Origin of the sequence: Gleimia europaea ACS-120-V-Col10b (assembly GCF_000411155.1) — a bacterium.
Classification (GTDB): domain Bacteria; phylum Actinomycetota; class Actinomycetes; order Actinomycetales; family Actinomycetaceae; genus Gleimia; species Gleimia europaea_B.
On the sequence record NZ_KE150266.1, the window covers coordinates 383,088 to 408,150 of the forward strand.

Sequence of the window (25,063 nt, forward strand, 5' to 3'; positions counted from 1 at the left end):
CTATTAGAACTGCTACTTCAACGCCTACAGGCTCGGGCTTTCCTCGCCCGCCTCAGCCTCCGCGTCATTTCCGCCGATCACCTTTCGCGGCGACGCGCTCGCGGCAGTTCCCGGGGTTTGCGTGCCAGGCGCTACATCGTCTCCCTCCAACGCTGCCAAGCCATCTGCGTCGCTGCCTGCAACGGTGGCGACCGAATCGACCGGCTTGGGATCCTCATTTTGTTTCGCAGAATCCTTCAGGGAAGCGCCGAATACCTTTGCTGTGGGGACCGCCCCCGTGAGTCCGAGAATGAGGCCAACCAGGGATGCGACTGCCAGAACTACCATCGCAAAAATCGCATTCCCAAACGAAACGACCGCGCCGGCACCATCTAGCGCCAATGAAGCGACCCACGTGAGACCAGCCGAAAGGCCGGAGCCGAGTAGCACTACCAAGTAGAACGAGCGCGGCGCTAAATTCCACGTGGCCCTACCAAGTGCCAGACCAGCGGCCATTGCGATACCGGGAATTGCAATCAAAGTGAGGCTCATAATCATGTACCCCAACGATGTTGAATTTGGATTCAACGCATCATCCACGGTGTTCCACATGATCACCGCAATCAAAAAATCGAGCACCAGCAGTGCGAGCATTACGAAAAAATCAGTGTAGCGGCGCATTTCGCCCTCCCAACGATGTCAACAAACCTAATCATATAGGGAATAAAACGGGCATAAACAAAGCGCGGAGAATGCCTCAGCACTCCCCGCGCCTCGTTTAGACGCTATTAGTCGTCCTGGCCCTTGCGCGTACGCGTGCGGGGGCGACGACGGTTGTTGTTCGAGCGGCGACGCTCCGAGTGCTTCTCATCGCGCTGATCGCCGTCCTCTTCAACCTCGCCTGCAGCCTCGCCAGTTTCGCCCTCGATAACCGCGTGTAGCGAAAGCTTACCGCGATCATCAACTTCAGCGATTTCAACCTCAATCTGCTGGCCAACCGCAAGGACGTCATCAACCGAGTCAATGCGCTTGCCCCCTACCAGGCGACGCACCTGGCTGATGTGGAGCAGGCCGTCCTTACCCGGGGTGAGGGAAACGAACGCACCAAACGACGTGGTTTTTACAACCGTGCCCACGTAGCGCTCGCCAACCTCAGGAAGCTGCGGGTTTGCAATTGCGTTAACCATGTCGCGGGCTGCATTTGCCGCCTCACCGGTCTCCGCGCCAATGTAAACCGTGCCGTCGTCCTCAATGGTGAGTTCCGCGCCAGTGTCTTCCTGAATTTGGTTGATCATCTTGCCCTTCGGGCCAATGACTTCACCGATCTTCTCAACCGGAACCTGAACCGCAATGATGCGCGGTGCAAACGGCGACATCTCATCCGGCTCAGAAATAGCCTGGTTGATGAGGTCAAGAATCACGAAACGAGCCTCACGGGCCTGCGCCAATGCTTCCTTCAACACCTGTGAATCAATGCCGTCAAGCTTGGTGTCAAGCTGGAGGGCCGTGATGTAGTCACGAGTACCCGTGACCTTGAAGTCCATGTCGCCAAAGCCATCCTCGATGCCAAGAATATCGGTTAGCGTGACGGCCTTTTGCTCCCCATCAACCTCACCGGTGATAAGACCCATCGCGATGCCTGCAACCGGGGCGCGCAACGGCACACCGGCCTGTAGTAGTGACAGCGTGGACGCACACACTGAACCCATCGAGGTCGAGCCGTTCGAGCCGAGCGCCTCTGACACCTGACGGATCGCGTACGGGAAGTCCTCACGCTTGGGAATGACAGGAACCAGGGCGCGCTCCGCGAGTGCGCCGTGGCCGATCTCGCGACGCTTCGGCGAGCCCACGCGACCCGTCTCACCAGTTGAGTACGGCGGGAAGTTGTAGTGGTGAATGTAGCGCTTCGACTGTAGCGGCGAAAGATTGTCAAGTTGCTGTTCCATACGGAGCATATTCAGCGTGGTAACGCCCATAATCTGAGTTTCACCGCGCTGGAACAGGGCCGAACCGTGAACGCGCGGAAGCACCTCTACCTCAGCTGCGAGCGAGCGGATCTCCGTGGGGGTACGCCCATCGATACGCTGACCGTGACGAAGCACGCGATCACGCATAAGCTCCTTTTCAATCGCACGGAACGCAGCCTTCAGATCCTTCTCTTCTTCTTCCTCAAACTTCGTAGCCAGATCCTCAAGCATCTTCTCCTGGATCTCGTCAATGCGATCCTCACGCTTGAGCTTCTCCGCAATCGTAAGAGCCTCGGACAGGTCCGCCTCAACAGCGGCCTTCACAGCGTCGTAATGCTCGTCCTGATAGTCGAGGAACAGCGGGAACTCAACAGTTTCCTTACCAACCTTCTGCACGATCTCAAGCTGCGCCTCACACAGCTGGCGAATGATCGGCTTCGCCGCCTCTAGACCGTCAGCAACAACCTCTTCGGTCGGGGTGGTACCACCATTTTCAATGAGGTCGATCATTGCGTCACCGCCGCCGGCCTCAACCATCATGATCGCAACATCGCCGTCAACAACGCGGCCAGCAACCACAATGTTAAAAGTGGAACGCTCCATCTCGGAGTAACGCGGGAACGCAACCCACTGGCCGTCAATCAAAGCCAGACGAGTACCACCGATCGGGCCCGAGAACGGCAAGCCCGAAATCTGGGTGGACAGCGAGGCTGCGTTAATCGCCAGAACATCGTACGGATCCTGCGGATTCACAGCGAGCACCGTGCCCACAACCTGAACCTCGTTACGCAGGCCCTTCACGAACGCGGGGCGAAGCGGCCGGTCAATCAGACGGCAAGCGAGAATAGCCTCCTCGCCCGGACGACCCTCGCGGCGGAAGAAACCACCTGGGATGCGCCCAACTGCGTACTGGCGCTCCTCGATATCAACCGTCAACGGGAAGAAATCAAACTGGTCACGCGGGTGCTTGCCAACCGTCGTAGCCGATAGGATGGTGGTCTCATCATCCAAGTATGCAAGCGCGGAGCCTGCAGCCTGACGAGCCAAACGGCCCGTCTCAAAACGAATCACACGCTGACCGAACTTACCGTTATCAATCACGGTTTCGACTGCGGTGATGTCATCTCCCTCCATCATGGGAAATCTCCTATTCACTAGAGACTGCCCTGGACCGGCCTTCGATTGAGACCCACGGAAACTAAGCTCCGGGAGCCACTACCGAGGACCGCGCTCCAAGCGGCAGTCCATCCATCTTCAAAATGTGGGGCGCACACGCGAACGCCAAAACTATCCTAATACGGAAAAGATGGCCCGGCTCCCTGCGGGAGTCGGGCCACGAGACGCTATCGGCGCAGACCCAGACGGGCGATCAGCGCGCGGTAACGCTCAATATCAACATCAGCTAGGTAGCCGAGCAGACGACGACGCTTACCAACCAGCAGCATCAGGCCGCGGCGAGAGTGGTGATCGTGCTTGTGCGTCTTAAAGTGCTCAGTGAGGTCACGAATACGCTGCGTCAAGAGCGCAATCTGCACCTCTGGCGAACCCGTGTCGCCCTCGTGAGTTGCATACTCTTTGATGATCTGTTCCTTGACTTCCTTCGACAGGGCCATGGGTTCTCCTTCATAAACTCGTTGCACGGCGCTCCGGGGCCTGTTCACCCGGGCATAACGCGTCCGTGGCCGATTCACGGCAACCTTTACGATACCATGCACCCGGTTAGCATCTGGAAAAAGGCCCGAAATTCCGCGCCTTCTCCGCCGTGATATTAAACACCTAACCGGCAGTAACTGCCTCTGGATCCACCCGACCTGCCACCGCAACGCCCAAAACTGATGCGGAATCGCGAATATCTTCATCCATTTGTTGGAGCAGCTCGTCAACCGAAGCGAACTTCTTCATACCACGCAAACGTTTAACAAACGACACGGCGATCTTCTCTCCGTACAAGTCCAAATCTGAGCGGCCCAGAACATGCGCCTCAACCGTGCGATGCACCCCGTCAAACTGGGGATTCGTACCCACCGAGATAGCCGCCGGCAAGAACACCCCCGCCGGCGCATCCGCCACCTGACGGGTAAGCCAGCCGGCATACACCCCGTCAGCTGGGATCACGCCATCGCAATCTTCCTCCAGATTCGCGGTTGGGAAACCAAGCTCGCGTCCTCGCTTATGCCCGTGTTTCACCACACCACGGATCCGGTGCGGACGCCCCAGCACCCGGGCCGCCTCCGCTACTTCGCCCTCTTCCAAGAGCTCGCGCACCCAGGAAGATGACCAGCGAGTACCCGTCTCGTCAACGATGTCAGGAAGCGCCACCACGTCGAAGCCAAACTCGCCCCCCAGGCTTCGCAAAGTGGAAATATTACCGGAATTACCTGCACCGAACTTCATATCCTCGCCCACCACAATGCCCTGCACGCCCAAAGCCTTGCTAATGTTCGCAATGAACTCGCGCGGCGTTTGCAAATAGAGCGCCTCGTTGTAGTTAAGAACCAGCGTTGCATCAATGCCATACCCGGCGAGCGCGTCCAAGCGGTCAACCAGCGTAGTAATGAGCTTTAGGTTGCGTTGCGGGGCGTGCACCTGCACCGGATGGGGAAAGAAGGTAATGGCTACGGCGAGCGCATCTTTTTTACGCGCCAAATCAGAGCACATGCGGATCAACTGCTGATGCCCGCGATGAACGCCATCAAAATTTCCAATAGTTACAACCGTGCGCAACCCCTCGGGCACTTCCGCAAGATCGCGCCACACGCTCATCACCATGAATTAAAGCCAACTCCCCAAAATGGTAGGAAAACGAGACTACTTTGCCTGTTCCTGCTGTTCCTTGTGACGTCCGCAACCGCAACCGCCGCCACCATGACCATGTCCGTGACCCCTACCACGTCCCTGGCCGCGACCCTTACCACCGCAACCGCATCCACCGCCGCCGTGGCCCTTACCGCCACAGCCGCAAGCCTTCTTCTCTTGGCCCGCCGCAGAGACGTCGCGTAGCCCCAGCTCATTCATCGGATTATCCATGGTTTTACCTCCATCGGTTTTTCACAGTGGGTCTGTGGAAAATACAAGCACAGGTTGATACTTCTTTCCACTTCTGGTTACGAGTGCCCGCACTTGCCCTTTCCACGTGCAAGCCGTTATCTGCCCATCTGGCGTGCGCACCGCTACCTTTGTAGCGTTGCCGTGGCGCATGGCCTCGGCCTCATCCTCGCTAAGTTCGATAGTGTCAAACTGCTGTGACGCGGCCTGTGTCAAAGAAAGCACGGAAATGGGATGCGGGTTTTCTTCCGGCTGGCTCGCAACGAAGCGCGCGAGGCGGTCTAACGTCACCGCATCATCCAGCGTCCACTTCCCCACCCTGGTGCGGCGCAACGCAGTTAGATGCGCACCCGTTCCGAGCATTTCCCCAAGGTCGCGAGCAATTGCCCTCACATACGTGCCGCTCGAACATTCCACCACAAGATCGAACTCCACAGTAGGCGTGCCGTCGCCAAGTTGGGTTGCTACCAAATCCGAGGTTCTTTCCAACCGCGAAATCACAACCGGGCGCGCCGCTAGCTTCACATCTTTACCTTCTCGATGCAGGGCGTGCGCCCGCTTGCCATCGACCTTGATCGCCGAAACCTTAGCCGGCACCTGCATGACCTCACCCCGCATGGAAGCCAGTGCCTCATCTATGCTCCCCACATTCAAATCACGAGCTCCCATGCGGGAAATAATCTGCCCGTCAGCGTCATCCGAATCAGTAGCGGCACCAAGTTGAACCCGCGCGCGATATTCCTTATCTGCTCCGGTAATGAACGTCAGTAGCCGCGTTGCCTTACCAATTCCGAGCACGAGGACGCCCGTGGCCATTGGGTCAAGCGTGCCGGCGTGCCCGACCTTGCGGGTTGCTGCCAGGCGACGCACCGCCCCCACCACGTCGTGACTAGTTACCCCCTGCGGTTTGTCAACGATCAGGAGCCCATCGGCCGCGCTTACCCGCGCACGGGGCACATCCAACGAAGGTTTCACTCTTCTTCAGCGCGCTTGTACGGATCCTCGCCGCCGGCGTATTCAGCGTTCTTAGCGACCTGTGCCAGTTTTTCATCCGCCTTACGCGCCCTTAGCAGAGCATCTTCAATACTAGCTGCGGCCTGTGGCAAACTATCAGCCTGAAAATCAATAGTTGGAGTGAGGCGAATACCGAGGGCCTTACCCACCTCCGAACGGATAAGCCCCTTCGCAGACTCCAACGCTTTTGCGCTCTTCGCCGCCTCATCTGCCGAGCCTAAAACCGTGTAGAAAATCGTTGCGTGCTGCAAGTCGCCCGTCACTCGAACATCAGTTACCGTCACAAAACCCAGGCGCGGATCCTTGATCCGTCGTTCAAGCAAACGAGCTACCGTCTGCTGAATGCGATCCTCCACCTTACGCTGGCGATTAATGTCAGCCACTGCGCCTCCTAAAAATAGAACCGGCCTCAAATTTAGCAAAATAAACCGGCTCCCACCTTTTTCGGCGGGAGCCGGCACTACTTGGAAATGGCGCTAGTCGCGTGGCTTCTCGCGCATCTCCCAAGTTTCGATGGTGTCACCAACCTGAATGTCCTTGTGGCCCAGCGTGATACCACACTCGTAACCCTCGCGAACCTCGGTGACGTCATCCTTCTCGCGGCGAAGCGATTCGATCTTAAGATCCTCCGCAACCACAACGCCGTCACGGACAAGCCGTGCGTTCGTGTTGCGCTTGATGATGCCCTTACGAACGATCGAACCAGCAATGTTGCCGAATTTACCGGACTTGAAGACCTGCAAGATCTCGGCCGTGCCAAGCTGTACCTCTTCGTAAATCGGTTTCAGCATGCCCTTGAGGGCCGCTTCAATCTCTTCAAGCGCCTGGTAGATGACCGTGTAGTACTTGATCTCCACTCCCTCTTCATCGGCCAGGCTTGCGACCTGCTCATTCGGACGGACGTTGAAGCCAATAATGACAGCGTCATCAACCGTTGCGAGATTAACATCGTTCTGCGTAATTGCACCGACACCGCGATGGATGATGCGTAGCTGAACTTCTTCTCCCACATCAATCTTGAGTAGCGAATCTTCAAGCGCTTCAACAGCACCCGAAACGTCACCCTTAATGATGAGGTTGAGCGTGTCAACCTTGCCTTCCTTAAGGACCTTATCGAAGTCCTCAAGCGTGACGCGCTTGCGCCTGCGAGCCAGCTGAGCCTGACGTTCTGCAGACTCGCGCTTGTCGGCAATCTGACGGGCCGTGCGGTCATCGGGTGCCACCAGGAATGAGTCACCTGCGCGCGGCACGGACGTTAGGCCAAGCACCTGAACCGGACGTGCCGGGCCAGCCTCTTGAACGTCATTGCCCCACTCGTCGAACATCGCCCGGACACGCCCATAGGACGAGCCTGCGACAACGGCGTCACCAATGCGTAGCGTGCCCCGCTCAACCAGCATTGTTGCAACCGCTCCTCGACCCCGATCCAGGTTCGCTTCGATCGAAACGCCGCGGGCGTCCGTATCCGGATTCGCCTCCAGATCGAGGGCCGCGTCAGCGGTGAGCAGGACTGCCTCAAGCAGGTCACCAATGCCCTTGCGTTGTTTTGCGGATACATCGACGAACATGACGTCGCCGCCGTATTCTTCAGCAACGAGGTTGTATTCCGTGAGCTGCTGGCGGATCTTGTCCGGGTTCGCAGTATCCTTATCAACCTTGTTCACCGCCACGACAATCGGCACGTCAGCGGCCTGTGCGTGGTTGATCGCCTCAACGGTCTGCGGCATCACGCCGTCATCTGCTGCGACAACCAGGATCGCAATATCCGTTACCTGCGCGCCACGAGCACGCATTGCCGTAAACGCTTCGTGACCGGGCGTATCGATGAACGTGATCAGACGGTCACTGCCGTCGTGCTTCACGTGCACCTGGTACGCGCCGATGTGCTGCGTAATACCACCGTGCTCGCGGTCCACAACATCCGTGTGACGGATGGCATCAAGAAGCTTGGTTTTACCGTGGTCAACGTGACCCATGACGGTTACAACCGGCGGACGCGGTGCAAGGTGCTCCACGTCGTCAAGCTCTTCTGCCTCGAGATCGATGTCGAAGGACTCAAGGAGCTCGCGGTCCTCATCCTCCGGGGAGATCACCTCAACCTTGTAGCCGATCTCTTCGCCCAACAGGGTGAAGGTATCTTCATCGAGCGACTGCGTTGCGGTTGCCATCTCACCAAGGTGAAACAAAACGGTTACGAGCGATGCGGGATTCGCATCGATCTTCTCCGCTAGGTCAGCAAGAGAAGCACCCTGGCGGATACGAATAATCTCACCGTTGCCACGCTGAATCTGCACACCACCAATGACAGGTGCATTCTGCTGCTCGAACTCTTGCCTCTTCGCGCGCTTCGACTTGCGTCCGCGCTTACCGGTTCCCCGACCAAACGCGCCCTGCGTTGCGCCGCGTCCACCGCGACCTCCGCGGGGAGGTGCGGACATTGGCGGCTGCTGGCCAAAGCTGGGGGCCTGTGATTGCCGGGCGCCCGAACGGTTAGAACGCCTGCTCTGGCGGTTGCCGCGCTCGGGAGCGCTATTGGCGTCCGGCTGCGCAAGCGTGGAGTGACCGGGCATCATCATCGGCGACGGACGAGGTCCGCGCCTCTTGCTGCCGCGCGCAGGTGCGGCCTCGGACGCATTGCGTCCGCCTCGCTGACCGCGCTGCGGCTTGTCATTGCGATCCGCACCACGACCTCCACCCGGCCGGGGCATCCCCTGCTGGGTTGCAAACGGGTTGTTCCCCGGGCGAGGTCCCGGACGAGGCATCCCCTGCTGGGTTGCAAACGGGTTATTTCCCGGGCGAGGTCCCGGACGAGGCATACCCTGCTGCGAAGCAAATGGGCTATTGCCTGGGCGCGGCGCGGCTTCATCCGTGGGCTTCGGCTCTTCTGCCTTCTTCACAGCTTCAGATTCTGTAGGCTCTGAAGCCTCCTTTTTCACGGCACTTGGCTTAGCTACCTGAGCTGGGCCGGGAATGACGTCAGCAGGACTTGGCGCCGGCGCCTCCGGCTTTGAAATCTTAGCCTTAGCCTTCGCCGGTTCCTTCTTGGTCTTTGCTTCCTTGGCTTCAGTCTTGGCCGCAGATTTCGCCGCCTTGGCCGACTTCTCGGCCTTTGGTGACTCTTTACTTTGCTCAGACTCGAGCTTAGCGCCAAGGGTCTTGCGAACTCTTCTCACAACTGGGGGTTCGATCGTGGACGACGCCGACTTTACGAACTCACCATTTTCTTTCAAGTGCGCAAGTAGTTCTTTACTCGTGATTCCGAGCTCTTTTGCGAGCTCGTGTACACGCAATTTTGCCACAACTCTCCTGTTCAGGTCCGCCCCGAACAGGACGGACGTTTATTTCTGCTGGTAGCTCATCGCTGGGTACTCATCGGGTGCCCATCAGCTTCCAACCCGCTTCCATTTACTCGTCCGCAACGCGCTCCCTGCGCGTTGGTTGGTTTCCCTCTCGAGCGGAAATACTTATCGAGAAGGAAACACGGCTTTCACCCCCAGGCAAGCGAAGGGCGCGGTGAAACGCCTTCTTTTTCACTGCCCGATCTAGACAGGATTGCCGAGGATGGATCCAGGCTCCTCGCCCGGACATGCTCCGGCGCGGGTCACTAACAACAGTTCCAAGAGCCTCACTGTAAACGCAGCGAAGCAACTCATTAGGGGTTGCTACTTCCCGGCACCCTATGCACGTGCGCCGCGGTGCATTCGCGAAACGGCTATGCATGAGCACGCTTGCCTTTAAGCCTATCGTTATTTTTAGTCCGTTGGTTCTATATTTTCTGAGCCCTGCCTCACGTCAGGACGTGAAATGTCACCCGTCATGACGCCCAGACCGGCCTCAGTATCGGAATGAATATCAATGTGGAAGCCAGACAGGCGCGCGGCAAGACGCGCGTTTTGGCCTTCCCGACCAATGGCGAGAGAGAACTGAAAGTCAGGTACAACTACCTGCGCATTCTTAGCTTCAAGGTCAGTAATTGTGACCGAAGATACTCGCGCGGGAGACAGTGAGTTAGCGACAAAACGAGCCGGATCCGAGGAGTAATCGACAATATCGATCTTCTCGCCCTGTAGCTCCGTCATTACCGCACGTACTCGCCTACCCATCGGACCAATGCAAGCGCCCTTTGCGTTCACACCCTCCCGAGTGGCCGCAACCGCAATCTTGGTGCGGTGACCGGCCTCGCGCGCAATCGATTTAATTTGCACAAGACCCTGCTGAATTTCCGGCACTTCGCGCTCGAACAAGCCTTCAACAAGGCCTGGGTGGGTGCGCGAAACCGTGATCGCAGCGCCCTTCTCTCCCCGCGAAACATCCACTACGTATGCGCGGAGCACGTCACCGTGGTTGTACACCTCGCCCGGAACCTGTTCGGACTGAGGTAGCCGTGCTTCGAACTCGCCCACGCGCAACATCACGAAAGCAGGATTGCGCTGAGCCTCTACCGTACCGACCACAACTGAACCGGTACGACTACGGAAATCACCGAGCACCTTCGAATCCTCGGCCTCGCGGAGCCGCTGCGCAATCACAGAACGAGCAGTTGCCGTAGCGATACGTCCAAACTCCTTAGGCGTGTCATCAAACTCGCCAATCGGGTTATCGTCCTCATCAATCTCGGTTGCCATCACGGCAACCTTTCCGGTGCGCTGATCAATCTCAATGCGAGCCTGATCCATAGCTCCAGGCATCTTGTGGTAAACCTTCAGCAAGGCTTCCTCAATTGCGGCCACCAACGTGTCACCGTCAATTTCGAGCGAGGCACCCACTTCCCGAAGTGTACGCATATCGATTTCCACGCGAGCCTCCTACTTACCTAGCGAACCGAAGTCAATGCGCGAATGCGCCTTCGTGATCTTATCAAGAGCCACAGTTGTTTCGCGCTCAGGCTTACCTTTCTTGCCCGGGATGCTAAGCGTCACACTCTGGTCATCAGAGCTGACTACTCTGCCCTTCAGGCGCTCGCCAGCTTCCGTTTTGATCTCCACCAGATGACCGATACAGCGCGAGAAGTGCCGTGCAGTTTCAAGTTTACGTTCGGCGCCCGGCGTTGAAACTTCTAGCGTGTAGGCACTTTCAATCGGATCGTCCTCATCCATGACCGCCGAGATTTCCCGCGAGACCTGCAGGACGCTGTCCGCATCAACCGAACCCGCGCCCTCCTTCAAGTCCACCGTCACACGCACCAGGGGTTCCTTGCCCCTAGTTACAGTCACGGATTCCAAGAAAAGATCCGCACGGCTCACAATCGGAGCGACGAGCGCTTCAATCCGAGCCTCGATGGCTTTTGACATCATTCTCCTTAAAGAGCGGGACTGGTTCGAGCCTGAGCCCTCAATCAGACTATTATGCACACATGGCTTCAATATCGCACGAATCCGTGGCTAGCGCGAAGATCGACACGAAAAGTCAAACTACCGTTGCGAAACGAATTGTAGTTCCAATCTTCGCAGCCGCGATCGCTGCTGCGACCCTAACCGGTTGCTCCGGCGTTTACATTGAACAAGACGGACCGCAACTACCGCGCGTGTCCAAGTCCGTTGCGCTCTTTCAACAACTCGTTCGTAACGACACCGCGGTGATTGACAGCCTTGCGAAACCCGGAGACGACTGCAAGCCCTGCATGGCTTTCTCAGCCAGTCTGAGCGAAAAGTCGAAGCAACGCGCCGATCTGTTGGGCGGGCTGTGGGATCCGTGGGGGCAGGACGCTCCCGAAGGCGCTCCCCTACCTGACCCGGTGCCGCCGGCCAGCACAACCTGGGCCGAGCTTACCGACTTCATTATCAGCACTGCCACATCTGATCTTGCGGCGGCAAGTGACCTAGACACCGAAGAGGACCGGTTGGCCGCCGCCTCCGTAGCTGCCGGAAGACTGGCCGATGGCCTCAAGTTGGCACGCCTTCTCGAAGTGGAGCCCAGCCTCCCGGCTTTTGCCGCGCCTGCGGCTGAACCTCGCCAGGACGTCGCTGGACGCTCCGACCTCAAAAATCTTGGCGAACTGGCCGCACAATGGGACTGCGCTGCGCAGTGGATTGCCTACTACGGAGCGGGAGATGATTCGGACGGGCCTTCCGCTACCGAGGTAGCTGCCCGCACGCAGGTGGAAGACCTCGTTGCTTTCTCCCAGCGCGCCATCAACGCTGGGGCTCCAGACAAACGCACTGTGTCATGTTTGGCCCCTGCAAATGACGGGCGTGCAACCGGCCTTACACGCACGGAAAATGAGCTGTTTGCCACCAATCTGGCGTTCCTAGTTGCACACCCGTACCTCACCCTGCCCGGTGAAGACGATCCGGAGGGCCCCTTTGCTTTCGAAGTGCTTACCGCGCAGCTGGCCTCCTGGGGAAACATTGAGAACGTTCCCGCAACGCCGGGAGTTACCGAATCTGCGGAGCAAAAGCAGGCGCCAACCGAACCCACGCAATTTGCGCCGTTCTACAACACGGGTGAGGAAGGCGAAGGAATTGCCCCGTTCTACAACAAGAGCGGCGAAACAAAATAAGCGCGGGGCAAACCCGCGCAGAAGTGCCCCGACCGGGGCTCGAACCCGGGACCGGCGGATTATGAGTCCGCTGCTCTAACCGACTGAGCTATCAGGGCCTGGGTAAATCATGCCAGCTAGGCGAATCTGAATCAAACCAATCATGCCGGCCACCGCGGATAGTTTCTCACGAGGTGATGAGACAAATGCGTGGTTACCGTACAGTGAAGGCTATGACTCCAGCTATGAAATTTAAGCTTCCGAAATCCTTAGTAAACGCACTGCACGCGAGCTTCTTAACGAAGACGGACGCCAAGCGTCCCGCTATCGAGCTTGCGGACGGAGCCTGGCTACTTCTGGCGAATCTTGGCCCTGTGGTGGTGACGGACGAAGGCGTAGCTTTTATTGGCCACTGGCATGAGATCCAACACGCTGTGTGGGAAGCGAACAGCCAGATGCTCATCATCCGCTGGGTAGATCCCGCCCGTGAACCTTGGCACTGCGTTACCGTGGAAGACGATGTGCGTCGATTCATGTCGCAACTCGAAGAGTTCGTTGAATACACGTATATTTCTACAGCCTCACGCCAAACTGCGGATGGAACGTGGATCCGCGCCTCCATCCGGCGCTCCAGCAACGGCAACCTGTTTTCTACGCTAACCGCCGGTGGTGATCTTAATAACGAAGGGGAAAAACTGGCTTTCGAACTGGAGAAAAACCTGCGTGAATCTGTTGGATTAGAAGGGTAATTGGCGCGCTTAAAACCCGATTTGGCACGAGGAGAAAAAGTATGTAAAGTGTATTTCGCGCTAAGCAATCCCGCGTAGCTCAACGGCAGAGCATTCGACTGTTAATCGAACGGTTGCTGGTTCGAATCCAGCCGCGGGAGCAAACGAGGCCCGTCTGTAAAGGCGGGCTTTTTGCATGACTCGGTACCGCTGCTTTCGGGCAACGAGCCGTTGTTGGGGGTGCGTACCTTAATCGGCCTGGGCCACGACCGACTGTTTAAAGGTCTTCTGTGAGAGCCCGCCGTTTTTCTTCTAGCCGCAACAACTCGCCAAACGCTACCTGGTATTCGTCGGAGTCAAATGAATAGCGGCCCAGCGAGGCCTTTAGCGAACCAATCTGGCGGTTAAGCCCATTTCGCACTAGCGCGCGAACCATTCCAAAGCAGTAGTCGCGCAGTCGGTCCGGATCATCTTGCGGTAGCGGCGCCACTGCAAGCTGCGTAATCACCTTTGCCACCACTTCACTGCCTGACTCGATCAGGCTCTGATTCCAATGCGCGGTAGCCCTGCGCGTAGCCTCCTCTCCAACCCCAACCTCAGCTTCAGTGATTTGCAAGTAATCCAAGTAAGAGGCGAGCCCTCCTCCCGCACGGATCGCATCATGGACCGCGCGGTAAGCCGGCGTTGAGAAGGCATCCCCATCAAGCTCATCAAAACCCGAGCCCGAAACGTAACCCGGGTGCTGCACGATTGCCTCCAGTGCCTGCCTCTCCAAGCGCACAATCGGATCAGCCTCATTACCAACCCGCATCGCAGCGGGAGCCTCTTGCACGGGTGCGCCATGACCACGATCTGCCCGCAGATCGACGCGACGAGCCTCACGCGCGGCCAAAGACACGGCGTGCAACACCTCGCGCACATCCATGCCCAGCCAACCCGACAGCTGCCGCGCATACTCACGTTGCAGTGCGCGATCGCGAATCCCCGCCACGATCGGAGCGCTTGCACGAAGGCCGTGCACACGCCCCTCCGCAGTAGTGAGATCCACGGACGCAAGCGTTGAGCGAATAACGAACTCAAACAGGGGCACGCGCGATTCAACCAGCTCGACAAGAGCCGCGTCCCCCTTGTTCATACGCAGATCGCAAGGATCCATGCCAGAGCGCTCCACAGCGACGAATGTTTGCGTCGCGAAACTCTGATCCTCGCCAAAAGCTCGCAGCGCGGCTTTGCGGCCAGCCTCGTCACCATCAAAAGTGAAGATAACCTCTCCCCCAAGACTAAGACCCGATGAGAGCTGCACGCCCGCAGCCGGGTTAGCCACGTCCCCCAGCAGGCGGCGAATTATTTTCACGTGGTCTGCACCAAAAGCTGTCCCGCAGGTTGCCACGGCAGTATCAATACCAGCCAGGTGTGCGGCCATAACATCCGTATAGCCCTCCACGATTACAACCTCACGTTTTTTGGCGATATTACGCTTGGCAAGGTCTAGCCCGTACAACACCTGGGACTTGTGATAAATGGGGGTCTCGGGCGTATTCAGATATTTCGGCCCCTGATCGTCCTCATGCAACCTGCGCGCACCAAACCCAATGGTGGCACTCGTCAAATCCCTGATCGACCACATAAGACGGCCGCGAAAACGATCATAAATTCCACGATTGCCGTTACTAGCCAGGCCCGCCTTCACAATCTCTTGATCTTGAAATCCGCGTGAGCGAAGCAGATCAGTGAGGTTATTCCACCCTTTAGGCGCATACCCAATGCTGAAGGTGGCAGCGGCGTTTCGATCAAACCCGCGCTGAGCTAAGAACTCGCGGGCAATCTGTGCTTCCGGAGAAGATAGCGAGCGGATGTAAAACTCCTCCGCAATCTTATGCTGGTCGATCAGACGCTGGCGTCTGCCGAACTCGTTCGGGCCCTTCGCCCCCTCCTCGTAATGAAGCGTGATGCCTGATTTTTGCGCCAGGTGCTCCACGGCCTCGGAAAAGCTTAAATGATCAACCTTTTGCAAGAACGCGATCGCGTCACCGCCCTCGCCACACCCAAAACAATGCCACAATCCCAGGTGGGGACGAACGTGGAAGGATGGGGTCTTTTCATCATGGAACGGGCACAGCCCCTTCATTGATCCGGTTCCCGCAGGACGAAGCGTCACGTAATCATTAACGATGTCTTCAATCGCGGTGGCCTCGCGAACCTTCGCAATGTCCTCTTTCCGAATCAGCCCAGCCATGCCCTATATCCTAATCATTCGCAAGGAAGTGCGCTTACAGGTGAAGCGTATCGAACATGCCGCACAGCGATGCGTGCATGCGTGCGGCCGAAAGATCCGTCAGCGAGGCAACCTGGTCAATCACAATGCGTAACCGAGCATTATCGTCGGGGGTTTGACGCCAAAGCGAGGCGAACGGCTCTTGCAGGTGGCGACCCGACGTTTCATACAGCACGTGCACCAGGTCCACCAACACGCCACCCTGGTGGTGATACGACCCCTCCATCTCACGTGGAGCCATCACGTAGTGCGCGGCAATCCCCTTCAGCAGCATAATCTCAGTAGCTGTTTCATCAGGAACCACTAGGTCAGCGTCATACCTGCCCAAGCCTTCCCCGCGCTGGCGGTTCGCCGCCGCGCGAGTGGCCTCCACCGCCTCAGAACAAAACTTTCCGATCAGCTGCGACGTCATATCCTTTAAACCCGCACTGTCCGCATATGTTCCATCGAAAGAGGACAACCAGTACGGCATTGCCAAGAGGCGTTCACGCGCAGCCTGCAGATTATCTTCCTGCAAATCCTTGTCGTACCACTCGCGGGTACGCTCCACCACGTTTGCGAACGCAGCATCATCACGCAGCTCCTCAAGGGGAAGCTTGCCCGTCATTACCGCGTCCTCGATATCGTGCACCGAGTAGGCGATGTCATCGGATAGATCCATGATCTGCGCTTCCAAGCAGCGACCCTTCGCACCCGAACGCATCCACTCGAACGGCTCGCGATCATCCTCGTACACCGAATACTTCCGCGCCGAATACTTCACATCCGGCCCCTCGCCACGCGCCCACGGATACTTACAGATCGCATCCAACGAAGCCCGCGTTAAATTCACGCCGCGCGGCTCACCCTCCTCGCCCACAACCTTCGGCTCCAAACAAACCACCAGGCGAAACGTTTGCGCATTGCCTTCAAAACCGCCTACATCGCCAGCAATTGAATCAAGCGCCTTCTCTCCGTTGTGCCCAAATGGGGGATGGCCTAGATCGTGCGCCAGGCATGCGGCGTCCACAACATCCGGATCCGCGCCGAGCTCCTTACCGATCTCGCGACCAACCTGGGCGACCTCCATCGAATGGGTGAGGCGCGTGCGCACAAAATCATCTGAAGCCGGGCCAAGAACCTGGGTTTTCTCCCCCAAGCGCCGAAATGCCGCCGAATGCAAGATTCGCGCGCGATCACGCTCAAAATCGGTTCTATTGGGCGACTTTGGGCGTTCTTTCACGAAACGCTCGCGATCAAAATCAGAATACGCATGCCTGGTAACACTCACGGGCCAATCATATCGACAACCGCAGACAACCTCTCCTAACCAACGCACATATTTGGCACAATAGAGCCATGAGCACCCAGCAGGCACCTTCCCACATTCAGAAAGAAACCGCGAAAACCGTTCAAAACTCGCGGTATGTGCGCACGCATCTCATTCACAGGCGCTCACCGCTGCCAGGCTCGTGGTGGCACAACCCCGTCATCGCTGAAATCCCCGGCATTATCGACAAAGTCGGCGCGAAAACGCTTGCCACCCTCATGCCCACCATTAAGGACACTGGCTTCGACGGCGTTGTATTCCGCCCCGCCCTCCTCGACTTCTACACGTCCAAGATCTACCTGGATCGGATCATCGAAGCAGGAAAACAAGCCGGCCTGCGCGTCATCGTGCGCCTCTCCGGAGCCGACTACGCCCCGGACCTGCCCTCCTCGCTAAAACCCTTCTACGGCGCCGAAGAATCTACGGCCACTACAATCACAAGAGCCCGCGAAGCCCTCAAGAGCGGCGCAGACGGTATTGACCTCGGCCGCATCGCAGAAAACCCGAACCTGCCCGACGCGAAACAACGCGCCGAAGAATTTTCCAACCTGGTTCGCCTCCTCATGTTCGAACTCGCGGACTTCGCCGAAGAAAAAATCCTCGTTGCCGAAGCACGCACCGAACTGCGAGAGCAGTACCAGTACCACCTGCAGGAAGACTGGATCCACAACTTCATAGACAACCGACTGCAACGCGCGCCGTTCTGCGATACTGCCATCATTGAGGCGATCGAAAACTCGCTTTTTGAAAGAGACAAGATTGGCGTGCCACCCGCGTGGAAAGCTGTCAACTCGCGCCTGATTATGGAGCCCGACCGGCCCAACAACTACCCCGGCTCTTGGGAAGATGACACCAACACCACCAGGCGTGCCTCCATGCGCGTCATCCTTGCCTCGCTTCCCGGCGCGGTCTATCTGCCCTTTGGGTTCTCCGGCGGACACGTTACCTACAAGGGCGTAGCAGTACGGCCCCTGGCGCCCATCAACTCTATCGAACAACGCCGCCTTGCCCACACTCAGCTTGCCTTGCGCCTACGCAAGAAGTACGACTTGGGCAACGCGAACCTCGCGTGGGTCAGCGGTCTGCAATGGCAAAACCCCGGCGTCGGCATATTCACCAGCGGCAGTGTCATGTGCGTATTCAACACGTCCAACGAAGACGTATTCGTGCCCCTGGACAACGAACTACTGCTGCGCTCAGACTCCACCCGCGAATGGGCTCTTCCCGGCGCCGAAACCGTGCTGCGTACCGGGCCGCCGCAAATCTTCTCCACCGCCGAGCGCGAGGAACAAAACACGCTCACACCCGGCACCACCGCCTGGTTTGTACCGCCCGTAGTCAAAGCCACAAACAGGTAAAGACCAATGCTGGTGGCCTAGATCATGAACAGGCCAGAGTCCACTAGTCTATGGACAAGCACCCCGTTGCTTTATCGAAAGCCACCAGCGCATCCAAATCGATCTGCCCCGGGGCGGAAACCTCGCCCAGGGAGCTGAATGTAGCCGCAGACCCAAACTTCGCGGCAAACGCGCGAGTAAACGTACCTGCCTTGCCCATCGACACAGCAATCACCGGAACACTCGCAAACGTATCCACAAAATGACGTGCGCAAGCGGCGAGGCGCAACGAATCCATTACTGAACCCGGCATGTAAGCAACCTTCACTAAGCCCGCTGCGCGCACTCGAACAGCCACATCATCGTCAGCCTCGCCAACAAAGTGCTCGATCCACTCCAGCAACTCACCTTGCATCTGGCGCAAGCCAGCAACAATCTCGTCGGGCCCTGGCGTAGAGATGAAATCATGATTTGAAAGCACCACCGGAACTCCAGCTGCAAATGCGTTCAACGCCACGCGGCGACGCTGCTCTAGCCCACACTCCACGTCAAGCAGATCCGCTGCCCCAGCTCCCAACACCGCACTCGCCACCCGTTCAAAATCTGCTGCCTTTCCGCGCCCTCCTTGCTGTTCAGTACGGAATGTAGCGAGAATCGGCAAGTTGACCTCGCGGCGAAGGACCTGCGCGCACCCGGCAATAACCGGGTTGGAAATATCACTTAGGTGATCCACTCGCCACTCAATGAGGTCTGCAGCACTGCCCGCAACGGCGCGGGCTTCCTGCGCAAGTTCAGACGCATTCTTGCCCATCAGGGGCACGATAATCGCCGCCCTATCTCCGCCCAGTTCAACGCTTCTGGCGCGTACTGTCATCTGCGACATCTCAGCCCCCATCTGCAACCGATTCATTAGCTACAACCCGTGCACGTTCGACGTCTTGAATCACCTGCGAATCCAACCAACCATGGGGCAGATGAGGACGGCGCTCATGTCCCTTTCGGCCGCGCGGTCCGTCCGCCGACTTCGGGCACGGCTGATCCAAATCTAAACTGTCCAAAAGCTCATCAAGCTCTGCCAAGCTACTCACACGCCCCAGCTTCAAGCGCGTCTGGCCGCCCACCTTGTAACCGCGCAAATACCAGCCAATGTGTTTGCGCATGTTCCGACACGCATCAAACTCAGAACCAACGTGATCGCTCATCAGTTGTGCATGCTCGCGAATGATCCGGGCAACCGTGCGCAAATCAGGCTCCATTTTCGCGATCCTGGCGCCCGTCAAGTCGGAAGTGATGTCCGTGAAAAGCCACGGCCTGCCCTGACAACCGCGACCAATCACCACCGCGTCGCAGCCCGTTTGCTCCATCATTGCGCGCGCATCCTCGCCCTTGAAAATATCTCCATTCCCCATGACTGGAATCGAGATCGCTTCTTTTAGGGCCGCTATCGGTTTCCAATCTGCCTTGCCCGCGTAATACTGGGCCTGCGTGCGCCCATGCAAAGCGACCGCAGCGACGCCACTGCGTTGCGCGATAGTGCCGGCGTCCATGTATGTCTGGTGCCGGTCATCAATACCGATGCGCATCTTCATCGTCACAGGTACATCGCGGCCAATCAACTTCGCGCCCCTTTCGGCGCCAGTCACGACCGCCTTCAAAATATCTTCAAGTAAGTCCCGCTTCCACGGTAGGGCCGCTCCCCCGCCTTTGCGAGTAACCTTTGGAACCGGGCAACCAAAGTTAAGATCAATATGATCCACAAGGTCGCGCTCCACAATCATCTGCGCCGCCCTACCCATCGTGTCTGGATCAACCCCGTACAGCTGGGCCGAACGCACCCTATCGGTAGGGTCAGGCTCAAGCATGCGCCACGTCTTTGGTGAGCCTTCCACGAGAGCACGCGCAGTAATCATCTCGCAAACAAACAGCCCGGCCGGCGCGTCCACGCTCTTCTTCGCCTCATGGAGCTTGCCTGCCAGCCCCTCGCCCAACCCTCGCTCAGCGTACTCCCGACACAACCGGCGAAATGGAACATCCGTAACGCCGGCCATCGGGGCTAAAACAACCGGGATCCACAGATTGATAGGACCAATCTGCAGACCACCGGAATGCGTGTTTACTTCCAACCCTGTGCTCGTTAGCTAATCGGAAGACGCTGCGCGAGGTACGCCTCAACCTCGTCTAGCGGAATGCGAACCTGCTCCATGGTGTCGCGATCACGAATCGTCACCGCATTATCGTCAAGCGTGTCGAAGTCGTAGGTGATGCAAAACGGCGTGCCGATCTCATCTTGACGACGGTAACGACGGCCTACAGCTCCCGCATCGTCGTACTCAACGTTCCAGCGACGACGCAGTTGCATCGCCAGATTACGAGCCGGCTCGGTGAGCTGTTCCTTGCGCGAAAGCGGCAAGACGGCGGCCTTCACTGGAGCTAAACGCGGATCCAGCTTCAAAACCGTACGTTTATCAACGCCGCCCTTAGTGTTGGGAGCCTCGTCCTCACAATATGCCTCTACGAGGAACGCCATCAGCGAACGCGTTAGGCCAGCGGACGGCTCCACAACGTAGGGCGTCCAACGCTCGTTCTTCTGCTGATCGAAATAGTCAAGCTTTGCGCCAGATTCCTTCGAATGCGTGCCCAAGTCATAATCGGTGCGGTTCGCGATGCCCTCAAGCTCGCCCCACTCCGAGCCCTTGAACCCAAAGGTGTACTCGATGTCTACAGTGCGCTTTGAGTAGTGCGAAAGCTTCTCTTTCGGGTGCTCGTACAGGCGCAGGTGGTCGCGGTTAATACCCAGATCTACGTACCAGTTAATGCGCTCATCAATCCAGTACTGGTGCCAGTCCTCGTCCGTGCCCGGCTCGACAAAAAACTCGAGTTCCATCTGCTCAAACTCGCGGGTACGGAAAATGAAGTTGCCGGGCGTAATCTCGTTGCGGAAAGACTTACCAATCTGCGCGATACCAAACGGCGGCTTCATACGCGAGGTGGTCATCACGTTCGCGAAGTTCACGAAAATACCCTGCGCAGTTTCCGGGCGCAGGTAGTGCAAGCCACTCTCATCATCCACGGCACCCAGGTAGGTTTTCATCAGACCCGAGAACGCCCTCGGCTCCGTCCAGTTACCCCGGTTACCACAGCTTTCGCACGCCACCATGTCGAGTGTAACGTCAGCCTCTTCAACGCCGTTCTTCTCTGCATAAGCCTCGATCAGCTGATCTTCACGCTGACGCTTATGACAAGAAAGGCACTCTACAAGCGGATCGGTAAACGCCGTCACGTGACCCGAAGCATTCCACACCGCCGTTGGCAAAATTACCGAGGAGTCGAGGCCAACAACATCGTCACGCTGGCGAACCATGCGCGACCACCACTGTCTCTTAATGTTTTCTTTGAGCTCAACGCCGAGTGGGCCGTAGTCCCACGCTGAACGCGTACCTCCGTAAATCTCACCGGAGGGGAACACAAAGCCTCTACGCTTAGCAAGGTTGATTACGGAATCTAGACGCGATGGGTTTGCCATTTTTCTCCTTTAGTCATGCGCACCTGGCTGGTGCGTTCCACTATTCGCTTAAACGAATCACCTCAAGTTTAGTTGGGTTTGCGGAAATATCGAAAGCACCGGCTTGGCTTTGACTTGCATTGCGTCACATTCAAGGATTGCGCTTGATCAACAGCTAACCGATAGCGATAATGGTTGTCATGAACATTCGAAAAAGTCTGATTGCAGTAGGTGCCGCCTGTGCACTGGCCTTAGCCGGTTGTTCCAGCAGTGCGACCAAGGAAAGCGGCATGAAAGATAGCGGTGACGCGTTGATTGTAAAGGCATCGTTTTACCCGCTTCAATACCTGGTTGAGCAGATCGGCGGCGACCTTGTGTCCGTAGATTCGCTAACTCCCCCAGGCACCGACGCACACTCCCTCGAACTATCCCCCAAGACCATCTCCGAGCTATCCGGCGCCGATGCCGTCGTTTACCTGCGCGGCTTCCAGACCGCAGTTGACGAGGCCGTAGACCAGGCGAAGCCCAGCCACGTCCTCGACGTCACTGAGAGCGCAGACCTTATGGAAACCGGTGCGCACCACCATCATCACCACGATAATGAGGCCGACCACGACCATGAGGGCGATGATCATGATCATGAGGCCGAAGGGCACGACCACGAACATGACCATGACCACGAAGCTGAAGGCCATGATCACGAGGGTGAGCACGATCACGAGGGTGAGGAGCACGACCACGAACACAACATGGCCGGCGATCCGCACTTCTGGCTAGACCCGGCACGCATGGAACAAGTTGCAAAGCAGATCAACGAGTTCCTGTCTGAAACCGACCCGTCCCACGCGCAGACCTACAAGCAGAACACGGACACCGTGGTTGCCAAGCTCAAGGAGCTGGATGATTCCGTGACCAGTAGCTTCGACAACTGTGCTCTCGACACCTTTGTGGTCTCACACGAAGCATTCGGATACCTTGCCGCCAAGACAGGACTACACCAGGTGGGTGTTTCCGGCCTCGAGCCTGAAGTCACCCCCTCGCCCCAACGCCTCAAGGAAATCGGCGACGTGGTAAAAGAAAATGGGGTGAAGGTTATCTACGCGGAGGCCAACGTTTCCCCGAAAGCAATCGAAGTTCTGGCGCATGACCTGGGCATTGAAACTCTAGTGCTCGACCCGGGTGCCACGCAGAACGATCCAGACGTAGACTACTTGCAGATAATGACCAAGAATCTTGACAACCTCAAGAAAGGCCTCGACTGCAAGTGAGTTTGCAAAACACCAAGCAAGAGTCGCACCGCTGCGGTGCGGCTCTTGCCGTATATACCCACCACCTGCACGTCGCGTATGACACCAACGTGATCCTGCACGGCCTCGATATCGAAATTCCGATAGGCCAGTGCGTAGCAATCACGGGTGCAAACGGGTCTGGCAAATCCACATTCGTAAAAGCGCTAATGGGTTCAGCTCCCGTGACCGAAGGCGAGCTGCAGATTTTTGGTAAGAACGCGCGAGGAAAGGGCCTGTTTGGACGCAGCGACGTGCCGTGGAACCGGATTGGGTACGTCCCTCAGCGTCCCTCCGCCGCCTCCGCAGTGTCATCCACTGCTCTCGAAGTTGTGCGATCAGGTCTGCTCGGGCCAAAACAGTGGTGGTACACAGCCGGCTCCAAACAGATTGCCGAGGACGCCCTGCGCCGTGTTGGCCTCTTACACCGTGTACAAACGCCCGTACAAGAACTCTCCGGTGGCCAGCACCAGCGCGTGCGTATCGCCCGGGCACTCGCCCGCAATCCCGAACTACTAATCCTCGATGAGCCGTTGGCCGGCATCGACCGTCATTCGCAAGAAAAACTTGCACAGCTCATCGAGCAAGCCAAAGAACAGGGGAAAACCATCGTGCTCATCCTGCACGAACTCGGCCCCATCGAGCCGCACATCGAGCGGATCATCAACCTCGCCTCCGGACACGTCAACTACGACGGCCCCGTTGCGACCGCGCCCCACACGCACACTGAAGAGCACCATCACTACCCGCACCCGGATGACCTCGAAATCGACATTTACAGTGGAGGCAACGATGAATAGCGCCATTACTCCCACACTCATCAATGAACTGGGCACCATGCTGTCTTCACCGCTAATGCAACGCTCATTCATCGCCGCTATTCTCGTTGGCCTTGCCGCTCCCATTGTTGGCACCTACCTCGTGCACCGCCGCCTAGCCATGCTCGGCGACGGCATCGGACACATCGCCCTCACCGGCGTTGCCCTCGGTTGGCTTGCCGGAACCGCGATGGGTGCCATGCAACCAGAAAACTATGCCCTGCCCGGCGCATTCATTGTGTCAATACTCGGCGCCGTCACCCTTGAAGTTATCCGCATTGCCGGACGCACCTCCTCTGACGTTGCGCTCGCCATGCTCTTCTACGGTGGCATCGCCGGTGGCGTACTGCTTATGGGCTTAGCTGGAGGCACGTCTTCCCAGCTGAACTCCTACCTCTTCGGCTCGATCGCAACCGTTACCAACTCCGATATTTGGGCGATCACCGTCCTTACCATCATCGTGTTACTCGTAGGCATCGGCCTGGCACCCGCGCTCTACTCCGTGTGCAACGACGAAGAATTCGCCCGCTCCACGGGCCTACCAGTAAACCTCCTCAACCTCATCATCGCCATCATGGCCGCAACAACCGTGGCCGTCGCAATGCGCGTTGTAGGAGCACTACTCGTCTCCGCCCTCATGATCGTTCCTGTCGCGATATCGCAAATCCTGGTACGCTCATTTAGATCAACAATAGCGCTAGCAATGGTGATTGGCGTGCTCACAACGGTCAGCGGACTTACGATCACGTACTTCCACAACCTCTCCCCCGGGGCAGCCATCGTGGTACTCGCAATCCTCATCTACGCTATCGTTTTTCTCGCGCGCCCCCTCATCGACCGCGTTCCACGCAAGCGCAGAGCCGTAGCCGAGCCGCCGGCAATAATGCATCCCGAACGCAAGCAACAAAGGTAAACCCATGGAAAAGCCCAGACGCAACACGCGCCAACGCCAAGCCGTAATCGAAGCGATGAGTGAGGCAACCGAATTTCGGTCCGCGCAAAAGATCCACGCCGATATGGTTGCCGCCGGTGAATCGATTGGCCTGGCCACCGTCTACCGAAACTTGCGCAGCCTCGCCGAAGAAGGCTATATCGACACGCTCATGGCGCCGGACGGCGAATCACTTTACCGCGCGTGTGGCCACGAATCACACCACCACCACATCGTGTGCAGGCGCTGCCTATCCAGTATCGAAATCCACGAATCCGACCTAGAGTCGATATTGCAAGCACTCGTCAAGAAGCACGGGTTTTCCGATGTGGAACACTCAATCGAAATTTTTGGGCTCTGCCCCCAATGTCAAGCCGAGGAAGGTAAGTAGATA

The 25,063-nt window shown here is 57.6% G+C and carries 23 protein-coding genes and 2 tRNA genes; 8 read left to right on the forward strand and 17 right to left on the reverse strand.

Going from position 1 to position 25,063, the window contains the following annotated elements:
- Nucleotides 1-24: 24 nt before the first annotated feature.
- From HMPREF9238_RS01745 to rimP, 11 genes are all read right to left on the reverse strand, one after another.
- Nucleotides 25-660 carry a hypothetical protein gene (locus HMPREF9238_RS01745; protein WP_016443720.1) on the reverse strand — a complete coding sequence of 212 codons (636 nt, stop codon included), beginning with the start codon at nucleotides 658-660 and terminating at the stop codon, nucleotides 25-27.
- Between the two features lie 107 nt (nucleotides 661-767).
- Complete coding sequence (locus tag HMPREF9238_RS01750; RefSeq protein WP_040316431.1) at nucleotides 768-3,083, reverse strand: polyribonucleotide nucleotidyltransferase; 2,316 nt, start codon at nucleotides 3,081-3,083, stop codon at nucleotides 768-770.
- 206 nt (nucleotides 3,084-3,289) lie between these two features.
- The gene (gene rpsO, locus HMPREF9238_RS01755; protein WP_016443722.1) at nucleotides 3,290-3,559 is read right to left on the reverse strand and encodes a 30S ribosomal protein S15; all 270 of its coding nucleotides are present in this window, start codon (nucleotides 3,557-3,559) and stop codon (nucleotides 3,290-3,292) included.
- 163 nt (nucleotides 3,560-3,722) lie between these two features.
- Nucleotides 3,723-4,709, reverse strand: coding sequence for a bifunctional riboflavin kinase/FAD synthetase (locus tag HMPREF9238_RS01760; RefSeq protein ID WP_040316611.1), 987 nt, complete (start codon nucleotides 4,707-4,709; stop codon nucleotides 3,723-3,725).
- A 45-nt stretch (nucleotides 4,710-4,754) separates the two neighbouring features.
- Nucleotides 4,755-4,973: a hypothetical protein gene (locus tag HMPREF9238_RS08935; protein ID WP_016443724.1), complete on the reverse strand. Its 219-nt coding sequence runs from the start codon at nucleotides 4,971-4,973 to the stop codon at nucleotides 4,755-4,757.
- Nucleotides 4,974-4,994: 21 nt separating this feature from the next.
- Entirely contained in the window at nucleotides 4,995-5,966 is a 972-nt protein-coding gene (gene truB / locus HMPREF9238_RS01770; RefSeq protein ID WP_016443725.1) for a tRNA pseudouridine(55) synthase TruB, read from the reverse strand.
- Nucleotides 5,963-6,388, reverse strand: coding sequence for a 30S ribosome-binding factor RbfA (gene rbfA / locus HMPREF9238_RS01775; protein ID WP_016443726.1), 426 nt, complete (start codon nucleotides 6,386-6,388; stop codon nucleotides 5,963-5,965). The genes truB and rbfA overlap by 4 nt, the downstream gene beginning before the upstream one ends.
- A gap of 93 nt (nucleotides 6,389-6,481) precedes the next feature.
- A complete protein-coding gene (infB, locus tag HMPREF9238_RS01780) occupies nucleotides 6,482-9,304 on the reverse strand; it encodes a translation initiation factor IF-2 (RefSeq protein ID WP_016443727.1) in 2,823 nt (940 codons plus the stop codon).
- Between the two features lie 106 nt (nucleotides 9,305-9,410).
- Nucleotides 9,411-9,725 carry a YlxR family protein gene (locus HMPREF9238_RS08740; RefSeq protein WP_083938933.1) on the reverse strand — a complete coding sequence of 105 codons (315 nt, stop codon included), beginning with the start codon at nucleotides 9,723-9,725 and terminating at the stop codon, nucleotides 9,411-9,413.
- A gap of 32 nt (nucleotides 9,726-9,757) precedes the next feature.
- Complete coding sequence (gene nusA, locus HMPREF9238_RS01785) at nucleotides 9,758-10,801, reverse strand: transcription termination factor NusA (protein ID WP_016443728.1); 1,044 nt, start codon at nucleotides 10,799-10,801, stop codon at nucleotides 9,758-9,760.
- Between the two features lie 9 nt (nucleotides 10,802-10,810).
- Entirely contained in the window at nucleotides 10,811-11,299 is a 489-nt protein-coding gene (rimP, locus tag HMPREF9238_RS01790) for a ribosome maturation factor RimP (RefSeq protein ID WP_040316433.1), read from the reverse strand.
- A 59-nt stretch (nucleotides 11,300-11,358) separates the two neighbouring features.
- Here rimP and HMPREF9238_RS01795 point away from each other — a divergent pair, with 59 nt between their 5' ends.
- Entirely contained in the window at nucleotides 11,359-12,504 is a 1,146-nt protein-coding gene (locus HMPREF9238_RS01795; protein WP_016443730.1) for a hypothetical protein, read from the forward strand.
- 24 nt (nucleotides 12,505-12,528) lie between these two features.
- On the opposite strand, the gene HMPREF9238_RS01800 is transcribed toward HMPREF9238_RS01795, so the two are convergent.
- Nucleotides 12,529-12,602, reverse strand: a tRNA-Ile gene (locus tag HMPREF9238_RS01800).
- Between the two features lie 126 nt (nucleotides 12,603-12,728).
- Here HMPREF9238_RS01800 and HMPREF9238_RS01805 point away from each other — a divergent pair.
- Both HMPREF9238_RS01805 and HMPREF9238_RS01810 read left to right on the forward strand, forming a co-directional pair.
- Nucleotides 12,729-13,232: a hypothetical protein gene (locus HMPREF9238_RS01805; RefSeq protein ID WP_156824364.1), complete on the forward strand. Its 504-nt coding sequence runs from the start codon at nucleotides 12,729-12,731 to the stop codon at nucleotides 13,230-13,232.
- 68 nt (nucleotides 13,233-13,300) lie between these two features.
- Nucleotides 13,301-13,372: transfer RNA gene (locus HMPREF9238_RS01810), tRNA-Asn, on the forward strand.
- Nucleotides 13,373-13,488: 116 nt separating this feature from the next.
- Here the strand turns inward: HMPREF9238_RS01810 and dnaG are convergent.
- Entirely contained in the window at nucleotides 13,489-15,447 is a 1,959-nt protein-coding gene (gene dnaG / locus HMPREF9238_RS01815) for a DNA primase (protein ID WP_016443732.1), read from the reverse strand.
- Between the two features lie 34 nt (nucleotides 15,448-15,481).
- Nucleotides 15,482-16,756, reverse strand: coding sequence for a deoxyguanosinetriphosphate triphosphohydrolase (locus HMPREF9238_RS01820; RefSeq protein ID WP_040316434.1), 1,275 nt, complete (start codon nucleotides 16,754-16,756; stop codon nucleotides 15,482-15,484).
- Between the two features lie 68 nt (nucleotides 16,757-16,824).
- Here HMPREF9238_RS01820 and HMPREF9238_RS01825 point away from each other — a divergent pair, with 68 nt between their 5' ends.
- Nucleotides 16,825-18,153 (forward strand): alpha-amylase family protein, encoded by a 1,329-nt coding sequence (locus HMPREF9238_RS01825; protein ID WP_016443734.1) that lies wholly within the window; start codon nucleotides 16,825-16,827, stop codon nucleotides 18,151-18,153.
- Between the two features lie 43 nt (nucleotides 18,154-18,196).
- Here HMPREF9238_RS01825 and HMPREF9238_RS01830 read toward each other — a convergent pair whose 3' ends face one another.
- The 3 genes from HMPREF9238_RS01830 to HMPREF9238_RS01840 are packed head-to-tail and all read right to left on the reverse strand — an operon-like array spanning nucleotide 18,197 to nucleotide 21,655.
- The gene (locus HMPREF9238_RS01830; protein WP_016443735.1) at nucleotides 18,197-19,042 is read right to left on the reverse strand and encodes a type I 3-dehydroquinate dehydratase; all 846 of its coding nucleotides are present in this window, start codon (nucleotides 19,040-19,042) and stop codon (nucleotides 18,197-18,199) included.
- Complete coding sequence (gene dusB / locus HMPREF9238_RS01835) at nucleotides 19,017-20,255, reverse strand: tRNA dihydrouridine synthase DusB (RefSeq protein WP_016443736.1); 1,239 nt, start codon at nucleotides 20,253-20,255, stop codon at nucleotides 19,017-19,019. The genes HMPREF9238_RS01830 and dusB overlap by 26 nt, the downstream gene beginning before the upstream one ends.
- Nucleotides 20,256-20,266: 11 nt before the next feature.
- On the reverse strand, nucleotides 20,267-21,655 hold the full coding sequence (locus HMPREF9238_RS01840; RefSeq protein ID WP_016443737.1) for a glycine--tRNA ligase: 1,389 nt from the start codon (nucleotides 21,653-21,655) through the stop codon (nucleotides 20,267-20,269).
- Between the two features lie 269 nt (nucleotides 21,656-21,924).
- Between HMPREF9238_RS01840 and HMPREF9238_RS01845 the strand changes: the two genes are divergently transcribed.
- The 4 genes from HMPREF9238_RS01845 to HMPREF9238_RS01860 are packed head-to-tail and all read left to right on the forward strand — an operon-like array spanning nucleotide 21,925 to nucleotide 25,060.
- Nucleotides 21,925-22,902, forward strand: a complete 978-nt coding sequence (locus HMPREF9238_RS01845; RefSeq protein WP_016443738.1) for a metal ABC transporter substrate-binding protein — start codon at nucleotides 21,925-21,927, stop codon at nucleotides 22,900-22,902.
- The gene (locus tag HMPREF9238_RS01850; RefSeq protein WP_016443739.1) at nucleotides 22,899-23,720 is read left to right on the forward strand and encodes a metal ABC transporter ATP-binding protein; all 822 of its coding nucleotides are present in this window, start codon (nucleotides 22,899-22,901) and stop codon (nucleotides 23,718-23,720) included. The genes HMPREF9238_RS01845 and HMPREF9238_RS01850 overlap by 4 nt, the downstream gene beginning before the upstream one ends.
- Nucleotides 23,713-24,651 carry a metal ABC transporter permease gene (locus HMPREF9238_RS01855; RefSeq protein WP_016443740.1) on the forward strand — a complete coding sequence of 313 codons (939 nt, stop codon included), beginning with the start codon at nucleotides 23,713-23,715 and terminating at the stop codon, nucleotides 24,649-24,651. The genes HMPREF9238_RS01850 and HMPREF9238_RS01855 overlap by 8 nt, the downstream gene beginning before the upstream one ends.
- A 4-nt stretch (nucleotides 24,652-24,655) precedes the next feature.
- Nucleotides 24,656-25,060: a Fur family transcriptional regulator gene (locus tag HMPREF9238_RS01860; protein ID WP_016443741.1), complete on the forward strand. Its 405-nt coding sequence runs from the start codon at nucleotides 24,656-24,658 to the stop codon at nucleotides 25,058-25,060.
- Nucleotides 25,061-25,063 lie beyond the last annotated feature (3 nt).

Coding starts and splice junctions, on each gene's coding strand:
- HMPREF9238_RS01745 (WP_016443720.1), bottom strand. CDS start 660: ATGCGCCGCTACACTGATTTTTTCGTAATGCTCGCACTGCTGGTGCTC.
- HMPREF9238_RS01750 (WP_040316431.1), bottom strand. CDS start 3,083: ATGATGGAGGGAGATGACATCACCGCAGTCGAAACCGTGATTGATAAC.
- rpsO (WP_016443722.1), bottom strand. CDS start 3,559: ATGGCCCTGTCGAAGGAAGTCAAGGAACAGATCATCAAAGAGTATGCA.
- HMPREF9238_RS01760 (WP_040316611.1), bottom strand. CDS start 4,709: ATGAGCGTGTGGCGCGATCTTGCGGAAGTGCCCGAGGGGTTGCGCACG.
- HMPREF9238_RS08935 (WP_016443724.1), bottom strand. CDS start 4,973: ATGGATAATCCGATGAATGAGCTGGGGCTACGCGACGTCTCTGCGGCG.
- HMPREF9238_RS08740 (WP_083938933.1), bottom strand. CDS start 9,725: ATGCATAGCCGTTTCGCGAATGCACCGCGGCGCACGTGCATAGGGTGC.
- rimP (WP_040316433.1), bottom strand. CDS start 11,299: ATGATGTCAAAAGCCATCGAGGCTCGGATTGAAGCGCTCGTCGCTCCG.
- HMPREF9238_RS01795 (WP_016443730.1), top strand. CDS start 11,359: ATGGCTTCAATATCGCACGAATCCGTGGCTAGCGCGAAGATCGACACG.
- HMPREF9238_RS01805 (WP_156824364.1), top strand. CDS start 12,729: ATGAAATTTAAGCTTCCGAAATCCTTAGTAAACGCACTGCACGCGAGC.
- dnaG (WP_016443732.1), bottom strand. CDS start 15,447: ATGGCTGGGCTGATTCGGAAAGAGGACATTGCGAAGGTTCGCGAGGCC.
- HMPREF9238_RS01825 (WP_016443734.1), top strand. CDS start 16,825: ATGAGCACCCAGCAGGCACCTTCCCACATTCAGAAAGAAACCGCGAAA.
- HMPREF9238_RS01830 (WP_016443735.1), bottom strand. CDS start 19,042: ATGAATCGGTTGCAGATGGGGGCTGAGATGTCGCAGATGACAGTACGC.
- HMPREF9238_RS01840 (WP_016443737.1), bottom strand. CDS start 21,655: ATGGCAAACCCATCGCGTCTAGATTCCGTAATCAACCTTGCTAAGCGT.
- HMPREF9238_RS01845 (WP_016443738.1), top strand. CDS start 21,925: ATGAAAGATAGCGGTGACGCGTTGATTGTAAAGGCATCGTTTTACCCG.
- HMPREF9238_RS01855 (WP_016443740.1), top strand. CDS start 23,713: ATGAATAGCGCCATTACTCCCACACTCATCAATGAACTGGGCACCATG.
- HMPREF9238_RS01860 (WP_016443741.1), top strand. CDS start 24,656: ATGGAAAAGCCCAGACGCAACACGCGCCAACGCCAAGCCGTAATCGAA.